This window comes from Falsiroseomonas sp. E2-1-a20 (genome assembly GCF_051433195.1).
GTDB lineage: Bacteria > Pseudomonadota > Alphaproteobacteria > Acetobacterales > Acetobacteraceae > Falsiroseomonas.
This window is the reverse complement of record NZ_JBHMFT010000002.1, coordinates 310,631-322,935: the sequence shown is the minus strand read 5'-3', so window position 1 is coordinate 322,935 and position 12,305 is coordinate 310,631. Positions and strand designations below refer to the sequence as shown.

The window sequence follows — 12,305 nt, the reverse complement described above, 5'->3', positions numbered from 1 at the left end:
TTATCCGCTTCTGATGTTGGCTTCGGGGCCGCCTAGCGGCGGACCTCGGCGACGTTGATCTGGGTGGGCTCGGCCGGGGCGCCAGGGGACACCGCGATCGCGCGCGGGGCACCCGGCGGCAGGCCCTGGGCGAAGCGGGTCTGCGCTTCCGCGGCCCAGGCATCGAACTCCGCCTGCGGCACGGCGCGGACCACGATCGGCATGAACCAGTGGTTCACACCGCAGATCTGGTTGCACTGGCCGTAGAAGGTGCCGGGGCGGTCGGCGCGCATCCACGTCTCCAGCGTCCGGCCCGGGATGGAATAGCGCTGCACGCCGAGCGAGGGGACGAAGAAGGAATGGATCACGTCCTGGCCGGTGCTCAGGATGCGGACATTGGCCCCGACCGGAATGACCAGCGGGTTGTCCACTTCCAGGTTCCGCATCTGGCCGGCCTGGAGGTCCTCGTTCTGGACCGGGTAGCTGTCGAAGGTGAAGTTGCCGTTGTCGGGGTAGCCATAGTGCCAGTACCACTGCCGGCCCTGGACGTTGACCGTGATGTCCGCATCCACCGTCCGGTCCTGGTAGTAGATCAGGCGGAAGGACGGGATGGCGATGATCACCAGGATCAGCACCGGCACCACCGTCCAGGCGATCTCCAGCGTGGTGTTGTGGCTGGTGCGGGACGGGTTCGGGTTCACCTCCGCCCGGAACTTCCACACCACGTAGACCAGCAGCAGGAACACGAAGATCGTGATCGCCACGATGATCCAGAACACCAGGCTGTTGAAGGAGGAGATCGCGTCCTTGATCGGCCCGCCGGAAGCCTGCAGCCCGATGCCCCAGGGGACCGGCGCACCCACCATGGCCTCCTGCGCCAGGGCCACGCCCATCGGCCCGAGGGCCGCAAGCCCGCCCGCCAGAAGCGCCAGCCCGAGCAGGCCGGCGAAGCGGCCTGTCATTCCCCGTATCGCACCGATCACGTGCTGCATCCTGTCATCCCGCCAGCGCGTCGCGTCGCACGCTGAAACTGCTGTCGGACCACCCGGTGGTCACCCGCCGGAGGCCATCTGCGCGCCCGTTGCACCGCCGCCGCGGCAGGTCGCACTGCGAGCGGACCATAGTGGCGCGTCCCGCACCGCACAAGTGACGTGACACTTCCATTCCGCAAGGCGGAAACGCGTGCACCGTTGGGAAGGTTAAGGATTTTCCCCGATGACACCCATGTCAGCCGCGCGGGGCGGACCTTGCGCTCAGGCCGCCGCCGCCAGCACCGGCGCCGGCTGGTTCCGCACCCGCACCAGGGTGAACAGGCCGCCCGGCTTGCAGGGCTCCATCGCCTCGACCTGCACCCGCTCCGGGTCCAGCAGGTCGCGCAGCGCGAAATCCGGGTGCCAGCCGAGCAGGCGGGACAGCGGCGCCATGGCGCGCTCCACCCACCAGCGGGGCCCGTCCTCGGCGGCGAAGTGGTTCACGAAAAGCAAATGCCCGCCGGGCCGCACCACGCGCGACATCTCGCCGTACAGGCGCTTGGCGTCCGGCACCACGCTGGCGGTGAACATGGCGACGGCGATGTCGAAGGCGCCATCGGCGAAGGCCATCTTCTCGGCATCCATCTCGGCCAGGCCGACGACCTGGCCCAGCCGTTCCTCCCGCACCCGCTCCGCCGCCTTCTCGAGCATCTCCCGCGACAGGTCGATGCCGACCACGCGCTTGTCGCCGCGGTAGCGCGGCAGGGCGAGGCCGGTGCCGACGCCGACTTCCAGCACGCGGGTGCCGGGCAGCCGGTTCACCTCCGCCACCGCCCGTCGGCGGCCGAAGGCGGAGACGCCGCCGAACACCGCGTCATACACGCCGGCCCAGCGCCGGTAGGCGTCCCGGACGCCGGCGGCATCGAGCGCCGCGCGGGGATGGTCACGGTCGGGAGCGTCGGTTCTGATCGTCATGCCGGGCCACTTGCAGAGGTGCGGATGGGGCTAGTCCCTATAAGGCGGTTTAGGCAAGCGTCTTGATGCGGTTGAACGTCGCGCGGGCGCCGCCGTATGGCCTCGCCGGCATCACGAGACCGCAATCCGACTGTCATGCCAACGAGTTTCACCCCGCCCGTCTCAAGGCGCCGGGTCCCTCCGGCGCTCGGGTATCGCCACCAGGACACCACCCGCCGCGATGATGCCGGCGCCGAGCAGGGTCCAGCCATCCGGCCAGTCGCCGAACACCAGCACCCCCGCCAGCCCGGCCCACAGCAGCTGGGTGTAGGACATCGGCGCCAGCACGGAGGCCGGCGCGCGGGCGAAGGCCAGCACCAGCAGGCAGTGCCCGGCGCCACCCAGCAGCCCGAGGGCGGCGAACAGCGGCCAGTCCCAGGCCCCCGGCGTCACCCAGACGAAGGGCTGCACCAGGCCGGTGACCACCGCCGCGGCGATGGAGGTGTGGACGAAGGTCGTGTGCGGATCGTCCACCGCCGCCAGCTTGCGGGTCAGCAGCTGGTAGACGGTGTTGGCCGCGGCGGTGACCAGCGGCAGCAGCATGGCCCAGTGCAGCGCCTCCCCGGTCAGGAAGGGCGGGCGCAGCGCCACCAGCACGCCGACGAAGCCGATGCCGACGCCGACCCAGCGCCGCGGCGAGACCTTCTCCCCCAGCCACAGCGCCGCCAGCGCCACGGTCAGCACCGGCGCCGCGAAGGCCACCGCGGTCGCGTCGGCCAGTGGAATGTGGATCAGCGCGACCGAGAGCGCCGCATTGGCGGTGGCGAGCGACAGGCTGCGCAGGGTCTGCAGCCAGGGCGCGCGGCTGCGGAACGGCACCTTTCCGGTGATCAGCCGCAGCGCGCCCATCACCAGGATGGTGTGGAACACGAAGCGCACGAACATCAGCTGCGGCACCGCGTGGCTGGCCACCAGCACCTTCAGCAGCGCATCCATGGCGACGAACAGCGCCAGGGCGACGAGCTGGATCAGCACACCCTGGAGCGATCGCGACATGACCGTTCCTATGCCAGCACGGATCGCCTGCTCCAACCATCACCGGCGCACCCCCGCCCCGCTTGGCGGGCGGGGCAGCGGTCAGCGTGGGATCAGGCCGCGTCCTCGCGCCGGTCGCGGGCCTTCACATAGGCGACCGCGGCGTGCTGCGTGCAGTAGGGCTTGCCGGAGGTCGCCTCGGCCGAGCAGAAGCGGAAATCCGGCGTGCCAGGCTCCCCGATCGGCCAGCAGCAGCTGCGCGCGGCGCCGAAGCGCGGGAAGGCGCGGACCACGGAAGGCGGCGGCGACGCCGCGGCCGCCGGCCGCTGCGCCACGCTGGCCGGCCGGGTCGCCGGCGCGGCCGAGGGGGCCGGCGCGGCGTTGACCGTCGGCGCCTGCGGGGCGGGCGTGCTGCTGCGGGCCACCGCACGCACGGGTTGCATCGTGCCGCCCAGGGCCTCGCGGCGGATCGGGCTGGGGCGGGCCGGCAGGGTCAGGCGGTGCGCCTTGCCGACCACGGCGTTCTTCGAGATGCCCATCCGGCGACCGATCTCGGCCGTCGAATGACCCTCCGCCCAGAGCGCCCGAAGCCGCTCGATGGCCTCCGCCGTCCAATCCATGCGCTCTCTCCAAACCCGCGGCTGACACCACATACGGTAGGCCAACGCGGCAGGGGCCCACAAGTTGTAGAACGCTCAACGCTGCGGATTTCTGTGGACAGAGTCGGATCGGCGGCGAACCCGGTTACACAATATTCAGAAGAACAGCCCCTTCTTCAGCATCCCGTGCACCCCCTTTTCCCCGTTCACCGTCTGCGTCACGCGGAAATCGACGGCCAGCGAGCACAACTGGTAGGCGTCGGCGGCGGAGACGTTCATCCGCGCCACGATGAAGCCGATCATCTCCCGCAGCGCCTGCTTCATGGCGAGGTCGAGATCCTCGTTCAGGCCCATGGAAACATAATGCGTCTTCGTCTCGGCGCGCGGGAAGCGCAGCGCCGGGTCCTTGGCGCCGCCGCCCTTCTCCAGGGTCAGGCGGAAATGGCCGGTCAGGCACATCTCCAGCGCGTTGATGCAGACCTCGCCGTCGCCCTGCACGCCATGGCCGTCGCCGGCCGAGAAATTGCCGCCCGCGACATGCACCGGGAGCCACAGCGTGGTGCCGGCGGTGAGTTCCTTGTTGTCCAGATTGCCGCCATGCGCGCGCGGTTCCTTGGTGCTGATCGCGCCCCATTCGCGCGGCGGGGCCAGGGCCATGACGCCGAAGAACGGGCTCAGCGGCAGCGTCACCCCCGGCCCCACCGGCACCCGCCCGGTCATCGCCGCCCGATCCACCGGGATGTGCAGCATGCGGGCATAGGGAAAATCCTCCGGCAGCGTGCCGCCGAGCGGGCGAAACCCGCAGAAGCCCCAGTCGCAGCCCAACTCGATCTGCTCGATATCGATGCGGATCGCATCGCCCGGCTCGGCGCCCTGCACCGCCACCGGGCCGGTCAGGATGTGCGGGCCGAGGCGCGGCGGCTTCGCGGCGTGGATCGCGGCGAGCGCCGGCGGCGGCACCAGGCCGGATTCGGCCGGCGGCATCACCTCCGGCGCGCCGGAGACGCATTCCAGCACCACCAGGTCGCCGCTGGCGATGGTCGCGACCGGGGCGAAGCTGGCGTCGAAGGCCCCCCAGCGGATGGTTTCGGGGGTGGCGGCGATGCGGTGGCTGGCGGGCATGCGGGAACCTCGATCCGGGGCTATGCGGTCACCCAAGCAAGCGGCCTGCCACCGGTCAACCGGGTGCGGTGTCAGCCATCGCCCAGGCTGCGGCTCAGGCGCCGCTGGTCGGCGGGGCAGACCCGGCCGAGGCGGCGATACTCCTCGGCCGTGTCGATCTCGTCATGGCCGAATTGCCGGGCGTCGCGCAGCATCGCCAGCACCGGCTCCACCGCCGCGGTCAGGTCATCCTGCAGCAATTGCGCGGCGGCGGCGGCGTTCGGGGCCTGCGCTTCCGCCCGCGCCGCCCAGCTTCGTGCCACGGTGCGCAAGGCATCGGCCGCCTGGCGCAGGGTGCGGCGGTTGACCTCGGCATGGCGGCGCTCATGCGCCAGCACCTCCCGCGCCAGGCAGCCGCCGCGCGGAATCTCGCGGGCCAGGCGGATGCTGTGCTCGGCATGCACCAGGCTGAGCCGAACCTCGGAGGGTACGCCGCAGACCGGCCCGTTCGGCAGGCCCTGGCTGCGCACCGTGATCTCGCTGCGCCACTCGACGCGGGACATGGTCAGGCCGAGGTGATGCAGGATCTGCCCCGGCACATGCTCGTGGTCCTCCTGCACATCCGCCAGCCGGCGCAGTTGTTCGGCGGAAACCGGGGGCAGCACGCGCACATCGGGGTCGGAGACGCTGACGCGCAACAGCGGCGTACCCCGCGGCGGGCAATCGGCCGGGCGCGGGACCGGCGGCGCCGGTTGCGCCACCGCGGACGGCAGAAGGGCGGCGGCGCCGAGGACCAGGACAAGGGCGGCGACGCGGCGGATCAGAGCCAGCCCTTCCGCTTGAAGTAGAAGATCGGCAGCAGGGCGGAGCACACCATCAGCAGCAGCGCCAGCGGATAGCCGATCCGCCAGCCGAGTTCGGGCATGTACTGGAAATTCATGCCGTAGATGCTGGCGATCAGCGTCGGCGGCATCAGCGCGACGGAGGCCACGGTGAAGGTCTTGATGATGTTGGACTGCTCGACGCTGACGATGCCGAGCACCGCATCCAGCAGGAACTGCGCCTTGTCGTTCAGCACCTTGGCGTGGTCCACCAGGCTGCGCACGTCGCGCACCAGGGTCTTGATGACCACCTGGTTCACCTTGCGCACGGTCGAGGCCTTCTCCGCCCCCACGAAGGTGAGGATGCGCGACAGGCCGAGCAGGGTCTCGGAGGCCCGCGTCGTCACCTCCCCCACCGTGCCGAGGGTGATCAGCGTCTCCTTCAGCTCATCCGCCCGGACCCGCGCCTTCTCCTTCGCCTTGGTGGCGGCCTTGGCGCGGCCACCGCGGAAGGTGGCGGCGGAGGCACGATCCATGTCGGCGCCGAGCTTTTCCAGCACATCGGCCAGCCGGTCCACGATCTGCTCGAACAGGTGCAGCATCACCGCGTCCGGGCTTGCGGTGAGCGACGGCGTGCGCTGGCAGCGCAGGGCAAAGACGCTGAAGGCCCGCGGCGTCTGGTAGCGCACGGTGACGAGCGCGGTATTGGTCAGCACGAAGGTGATGGGGGTGGAGCCGTAGTCGCCGCTGTCCGTGCCGTAGAGGAAGTTGGCGGTCAGGAACAGCGCATCCTCCTCCCGGTACAGGCGGGAGGAGCTTTCGATCTCCTGCATCTCCTCCCGTGTCGGGATCTCGAGGCGCAGCGCGGCCTGTACCGCCTGCTCCTCCTCCGCCGTCGGGCTGAGCAGGTCGATCCAGACCGCGCCCGCGATCTGTTCCAGGGGCAGGACGCCATCGCGCACGGCGAGTTGCCCGTCGGCGACGGCGTAGGTCGTCATCATGATGGATCTCCCGCGCCAGGCATCCAGGGCCATGGCCATCTAGCCCGCGCAGGCGGGGGATGTCACCCGGGCAGGGGCAGGCCGAACCGGCGGGCGACCTCGGGGAGGTCCGCGGCTTCCGGGTGGCGGCCGGCCGGCTGTGTGCCGTCCGCGGGGCGCACCAGCTGGCAGGTGCCGAGGCCAGCCTCCCGCGCCGCGTCCAGCTCCTCCGCCACGTCCGACAGGAAAAGGATGCGGCCGGGCGGCTGGCCCAGTTCGGCGGCGATGGCGGCATAGGCGGCAGGGGTGCGCTTGGTGCCGATGCGCGTGTCGAAGAAGTCGGAGAACAGCGGCACCAGGTCGCCGGCCTCGGAATGGCCGAACAGCAGGCGCTGCGCGGCGACGGAGCCGGAGGAATAGATGGCAAGGCCGATGCCCGCCGCGTGCCAGGCGCGCAGGCAGGGTGCGACATCCGGCCACAGATGCCCGCGCAGCCGGCCATCGGCGAAGCCGGCTTCCCAGATCAGGCCCTGCAACGCCTTCAGCGGCGTGAGCTTGGCATCGGCCGCCATCCAGCCTCGCAGGGTGGCCGCCCGGTCCGGCCCCGGCACATCGGCCAGGATCGCCGCGACCTCCGGCTCCGTGCCGCGCGCGGCGAGGAAGGCGTCGAGCTCGGCCTCGGCGAAGGGGAACAGCGTGTCCTTGACGAAGGCGATGGCGCTGGTCGTGCCCTCGATATCCAGCAGGACCAGGGCCGGCGCCGTCACGCCGTGGCGGCCGGGAAGCGGTTGGCCATGTCCGTGCCGGTGTAGTGCGGCGTCCAGCCGGAGGTGTCGGTGAAGACGCGCAGCACCGCGAAGTCCGGGCTTTCGCCGGCATCGAACCAGTGCTTGGAATCCGCCGGCACCGAGATCAGGTCGCCCGCCGTGCAATGCGCGTCGAACACCTTGCCATCCATGTGCAGCACGAAGTTGCCGGACCCGGCATGGAAGAAGCGCACCTCGTCCTCGGTATGCGTGTGTTCCGACAGGAACTTGGCGCGCATCGCGTCCTTGGCGGGGTGGTCGGGCGTCAGCTTAATGACGTCGGCGGTGCCGGCGCCGGTCTCGCCCATGAAGGCATCGAGGCGCGGGCGATAGGCCGCCAGCACCGCCTCGGCCGGGGCGTCGGCGGGCAGGTCGGCCAGCGGCCAGCGCTCGAAGCGTACGCCGATGGCGGACAGGTTCCGGGCGATCTCGGAGGCGTCTTCCGTCACCAGGATCTGCGCGTCGGTGGCGGCGTCCCACACGGTCAGGCGGCTCATCGCAGGCTCCTTTCTTCCAGCTCGCAGCGGAGCATGAACTCCAGCCCCTCCAGGCGGGCCAGGGCGCCGGGCATGTCGGGCGCCCATACATAGCACCCGTGGCCGCGGATCAAGTAGCCGGGCGGCACCTGCGCCAGGCCATCCCACAGCGCATCCAGCCCGCGCTGCATGCGGGCGATGTCCTGGTCGTTCGGCACCACCGGGATACCGACGGAGGCGTCATGCGTGGCAAGTCCAGGAAACACCTTCAGCAATTCGTACCCGGCGAGCGACAGGCTGTTGCCCGCGACCCGGGACAGGACCGTGTTGGCAATGGAATGGCCATGCAGCACGGCGCCGGCCTCGGGGAAGCGGCGGTAGATGCCGCAATGCAGCAGCGTCTCGGCCGAGGATCGCTTCGCCGCGTCCTCCGGCACGCCGTCGAGGTCGACGACCATGACGTCATCGATCGTGAGGAACCCCTTGTGCCGGCCGGAGACGGTGACGGCCAGCCGGCGCGAATCCAGGCGGACGGAGAAGTTGCCCGCCGTCGCCGGCACCAGCCCGAGGACATCGAGCCGGCGCCCGGCGGCGACGATCGCCTCCGCCGCCGCTTGCATGCCGCTACCGCCCGACCGGGGCGCGGACCGCATCGCCGGGCGCTGCCTCCCGCCGCCACTGCCAGGCGATGATGCCGAGGCCGACGATCAGCCCGGCGACATCGGTGAAGGCCTCCGGCACCATCAGCGCGATGGCGGCGCAGCCGCAGACCACCCGCAGCGGCAGCGGCAGGGCGGCCCTGAACATCCAGCCTTCCGTGGTGCAGGCCAGCAGGAACACGCCGAGCATGGCCGAACCCACCGCCTGCGCCACCGTCAGGTGATCCCCCTGCCCGAGCAGCGCCGGGGACATCCAGAACATGTAGGGCACGATGAAGGTGGCGAGCCCGAGCTTCACCGCCTTCAGCGAGGTCTTCCACATGTCGCCCCCGGCCATGCCGGCGGCGGCGAATGAGGCCAGCGCGACCGGCGGGGTGATCGCCGACAGCACCGCGAAGTAGAAGATGAACATGTGGGCCGACAGCGCCGGCACGCCCATCTGGATCAGCCCCGGCGCCACCACCGCCGCGGCGATCGCATAGGCCGCCGTGGTCGGCACCCCCATGCCGAGGATGATGGCGACCACCATAGCGAACAGCATCGCCACCAATGGCAGGCCGGAGGCAACCTCCAGCAGCAGGGAGGCGAAGCGGCCGCCGACGCCGGTCAGGCCGATGACGCCGGCGACGATGCCCGCGGTGGCGCAGACCGCGACCAGCTGCATGACCTCCCGCGCCGAGCCGGACAGCGCCTCGAGGATGCCGTTCGCCAGGTCCCGGATGGTGCCGACCACGGCGCCGACCAGGCCGGAGCGCTGCACCGTCAGGTGATGCAGCATGAAGGTCACGGTCATGATGATGAGCGCGGTGGCGATGCCCCAGGCGGCGGCGCGGAACGGCGAGTAGCCGCTCAGCAGCACGGAGATCAGCACCACCAGCGGCGCCAGCATGTAGACCCGGCGCGCCAGGTCGATCAGCTTCGGCAGCTCGTTCCAGGGCAGGCCGTACAGCCGCGCCTTGCGGGCGTGCAGGTCGCAATGGGTGTAGACGGCGAAGTAGAACAGCAGCGCCGGGATCACGCCGGCCAGCGCGATCTCGGTGTAGGGCATGCCCAGCACCTCGGACATGATGAAGGCGCCGGCACCCATCACCGGCGGGGCGAGCTGGCCGCCGGTGGACGCCGTGGCCTCCACCGCGCCCGCCGTTTCCCGGTCGTAGCCGCCGCGGCGCATCATCGGGATGGTGAAGGTGCCGGAGGCGACGACGTTGGCGACGGAACTGCCGCTGACCGTGCCGAACATGAAGGAGGAGACGACGGCCACCTTCGCCTGCCCGCCGCGCGCCCAGCCGACCAGGCCCATCGCCAGTTCGTTGAAGTACTCACCGGCACGCGAGGCCTGCAGGAAGGCCGCGAAGGTGACGAACATGATGATGAAGGTGGAGGAGACCTGCACGATGGTGCCGAGCACCCCGTTGTTGTTGAACAGCTCCACCAGCGCCTGGTCCAGCGCCACGCCACGGTGGAACAGCAGGCCGGGCATCCAGGGCCCGACGAAGCAATAGGCGATGAAGGTGCCGGCGATGATCGGCATCGCGATGCCGGCGCTGCGCCGGGCGAATTCCAGCACCACCAGGATGCCGGCGGCCGCCACCACCAGGTCCCGTGTGTTGGGGCCCATGAAGCTGCGCATCTCGATGCCGTCGGCATCCAGGATGTAGTGGGCGACGATCAGCAGGCAGGGGATCATCACCAGGAAATCGTACCAGGGGATGCGCTTGCCGGCGCTGGCGGCGGAGGGCGCGAACAGCGCGAAGCCGAGGATGGCGCCGAGGAAGACGTGCACCGCCCGCGCCACGGTCGGGTCCACCGGGGTCACCAGCAGGATCCACATGTGCCAGCCGACGAAGGCCGCGGCGGCGTATTTCCAGGCGATGCCCTGCCAGCCCGTCAGGCTGCGGCGGGAGGAGGCGAATTCGGTATCGTCCACCGGCTTTGCAGCCTGCGCCTCGGTCACGGCGGCATCGGCCCCCGTGCGCCCGGGTGTTCCCGGTTGCTGCATTTCTTGACCCCCCTGCCGACAAGCGATGCGTTGACGACAAACAAAACGCCGGCCCCGCCATGCGGAACCGGCGCAATTCGCCAAGCCGCACGGCGCGGCCGGGCGCACATCACAGAGCTGCGAGCCTAGCGGCGTCCGCGTGGCATTTCAGCCATCCACGCCGCACGGCGCCGCCCTGAGGCAGGCCAGCCGCACCCTGGCCGATTCAGGCCGCCGGGCGGCTGGTGCCGGTGGTCTGCGACTGGGCCGGCTGCGCGCCGGGGGCCGCGATGGACCCGGCCGGCTGCGCCGGGGTCTGGGAGGCCGCGTCCGCCGTCATGGACGCGTCCTTGTCGTCGTCTTCCTTCATGTTCGACTTGAAGGACTTGATGCCCTTGGCCAGGTCGCCCATCAGCCCGCTGATCTTCCCGCTGCCGAACAGCAGCAGGATGACGAGCAGAACGACAAGCCAATGCCAGATGCTGAACGAACCCATAGCGACGCCTCGATCCCGTGAGTGGCCCGCCTGTTGCAGGGGGCCCGATTGCCTCAAGGACGCAGGTTAGTCCGCCCCCGCGTCTTCCGCAAATCAGCACATGGCCTGCCCGGCTGTCGCAGACAACCGGGGGTGGCCCGATTTCCCGTTGAGCACCCGGACGCGGCACGTGGCCAAATTATTTCATCCCGTCCATGCGCCAGGGCTTGAAGCCCCTCCGGCCCACCCCCATGTCGCCGCCTGATCCGGGCCCCTCTGGCGGCTCGGGCGGCGTTCCATGCCGCCCCCGCGATGTCGGATCGCCAGAGACCGCCAACCATGCCTGCCACGACCCCGGCCCGGATCGTGACACCCGCTGCCGGGGTGCCCTTGTGAATTCGCCCGCCACCGCGGGCGGCTTCCGCATGACCCGGAGCGAAATGTTCATGGAATTCCTGTTGTACGAATGGATCGGCAAGCCGGTCTGGATGTGGGTTGCCTTCCTGTCGATCGTCTTCGGCCTGCTCGCCTTCGACCTCGGCGTCCTCCACAAGGAGGACAAGGAGATGGGCATTTCCGAGAGCCTGTACCTGTCCGCCTTCTACATCGGCTTCGCCATGATCTTCGGCGGCGGCATCTGGTGGGCCTACGAGGCCGGGCACATCGTCACCTCCGACGGCACCCATGCCGGCGTCACCTATTTCACCGGGTTCTTCATCGAGAAGGCGCTGTCGATCGACAACGTCTTCGTCATCAGCCTGATCTTCGGCTTCTTCGCCATTCCGCGGAAATACCAGTACCGCGCCCTGGTCTGGGGCATCATCGCCGTCATCGTGCTGCGCGGCCTGATGATCGGCATCGGCGCGGCGCTGGTGCAGGAATATGACTGGCTGCTGTACATCTTCGGTGCCTTCCTGATCGCGACCGGCATCAAGATGCTGTTCGTGCCGGAAGGCGATGCCGACATCTCGAAGAACCCCGTGGTGAAGTTCCTGCGCCGCCACATGCGGGTGACGGATGCGCTGCATGGCGACAAGTTCTTCGTGCGCCAGCCCGACCCCAAGACCAGCAAGCTGGTGGTCTGGGCGACGCCGCTGTTCCTGGCGCTGGTCGTCATCAACCTGGCAGACCTGGTCTTCGCGGTGGACAGCGTGCCGGCGATCTTCGCCATCACGACGGACACCTTCATCGTCTACACCGCCAACATCATGGCGATCCTCGGCCTGCGCGCGCTGTACTTCGCGCTGTCGGCCATGATCCACCGTTTCCACTACCTGAAATATGCGCTGGCGCTGGTGCTGGTGTTCATCGGCGGGAAGATCTTCTGGAACCAGCTGTTCGGGAAGCTGGACCCGGCGATCTCGCTCGGCGTGACGCTGGCCCTGATCGCGGGCGGGGTGCTGTTCTCCCTGTGGAAGACGCGCAACGACCCGCCGGCGGAGAAGCTGGCCTGAGGGTTACCCTCTCCCCC

13 protein-coding genes are annotated in these 12,305 nt (G+C 69.8%); 1 reads left to right on the top strand and 12 read right to left on the bottom strand.

The genetic code is table 11. The annotated features are described in order from the left end of the window. Positions 1-32 precede the first annotated feature (32 nt). The 12 genes from coxB to ACFHPP_RS03985 all read right to left on the bottom strand — a co-directional run bounded on the left by coxB (position 33) and on the right by ACFHPP_RS03985 (position 10,855). Entirely contained in the window at positions 33-941 is a 909-nt protein-coding gene (gene coxB / locus ACFHPP_RS04040; RefSeq protein WP_437161974.1) for a cytochrome c oxidase subunit II, read from the bottom strand. 291 nt (positions 942-1,232) lie between these two features. Further along, positions 1,233-1,925, bottom strand: coding sequence for a class I SAM-dependent methyltransferase (locus tag ACFHPP_RS04035; RefSeq protein WP_437161973.1), 693 nt, complete (start codon positions 1,923-1,925; stop codon positions 1,233-1,235). A 162-nt stretch (positions 1,926-2,087) separates the two neighbouring features. Then, on the bottom strand, positions 2,088-2,960 hold the full coding sequence (locus ACFHPP_RS04030) for a DMT family transporter (RefSeq protein WP_437161972.1): 873 nt from the start codon (positions 2,958-2,960) through the stop codon (positions 2,088-2,090). Positions 2,961-3,052: 92 nt separating this feature from the next. Then, positions 3,053-3,559, bottom strand: a complete 507-nt coding sequence (locus ACFHPP_RS04025) for a GcrA family cell cycle regulator (RefSeq protein ID WP_437161971.1) — start codon at positions 3,557-3,559, stop codon at positions 3,053-3,055. 135 nt (positions 3,560-3,694) lie between these two features. After that, positions 3,695-4,660, bottom strand: a complete 966-nt coding sequence (locus tag ACFHPP_RS04020) for an acetamidase/formamidase family protein (protein ID WP_437161970.1) — start codon at positions 4,658-4,660, stop codon at positions 3,695-3,697. 71 nt (positions 4,661-4,731) lie between these two features. Further along, positions 4,732-5,337: a hypothetical protein gene (locus tag ACFHPP_RS04015; protein WP_437161969.1), complete on the bottom strand. Its 606-nt coding sequence runs from the start codon at positions 5,335-5,337 to the stop codon at positions 4,732-4,734. 122 nt (positions 5,338-5,459) lie between these two features. Beyond that, a complete protein-coding gene (locus tag ACFHPP_RS04010) occupies positions 5,460-6,461 on the bottom strand; it encodes a magnesium transporter CorA family protein (protein WP_437161968.1) in 1,002 nt (333 codons plus the stop codon). A gap of 62 nt (positions 6,462-6,523) precedes the next feature. Beyond that, positions 6,524-7,207, bottom strand: coding sequence for an acireductone synthase (gene mtnC / locus ACFHPP_RS04005; protein ID WP_437161967.1), 684 nt, complete (start codon positions 7,205-7,207; stop codon positions 6,524-6,526). After that, positions 7,204-7,743, bottom strand: a complete 540-nt coding sequence (locus ACFHPP_RS04000) for a 1,2-dihydroxy-3-keto-5-methylthiopentene dioxygenase (protein ID WP_437161966.1) — start codon at positions 7,741-7,743, stop codon at positions 7,204-7,206. The genes mtnC and ACFHPP_RS04000 overlap by 4 nt, the downstream gene beginning before the upstream one ends. Then, complete coding sequence (locus ACFHPP_RS03995; protein WP_437161965.1) at positions 7,740-8,342, bottom strand: methylthioribulose 1-phosphate dehydratase; 603 nt, start codon at positions 8,340-8,342, stop codon at positions 7,740-7,742. Before ACFHPP_RS03995 ends, ACFHPP_RS04000 begins: the two co-directional genes overlap by 4 nt. Positions 8,343-8,346: 4 nt before the next feature. Beyond that, positions 8,347-10,380 carry a TRAP transporter permease gene (locus ACFHPP_RS03990; RefSeq protein ID WP_437161964.1) on the bottom strand — a complete coding sequence of 678 codons (2,034 nt, stop codon included), beginning with the start codon at positions 10,378-10,380 and terminating at the stop codon, positions 8,347-8,349. A gap of 205 nt (positions 10,381-10,585) precedes the next feature. Further along, the gene (locus tag ACFHPP_RS03985; protein WP_437161963.1) at positions 10,586-10,855 is read right to left on the bottom strand and encodes a twin-arginine translocase TatA/TatE family subunit; all 270 of its coding nucleotides are present in this window, start codon (positions 10,853-10,855) and stop codon (positions 10,586-10,588) included. Between the two features lie 404 nt (positions 10,856-11,259). Between ACFHPP_RS03985 and ACFHPP_RS03980 the strand changes: the two genes are divergently transcribed. Then, on the top strand, positions 11,260-12,288 hold the full coding sequence (locus tag ACFHPP_RS03980) for a TerC family protein (RefSeq protein ID WP_437161962.1): 1,029 nt from the start codon (positions 11,260-11,262) through the stop codon (positions 12,286-12,288). Positions 12,289-12,305: the final 17 nt, after the last annotated feature.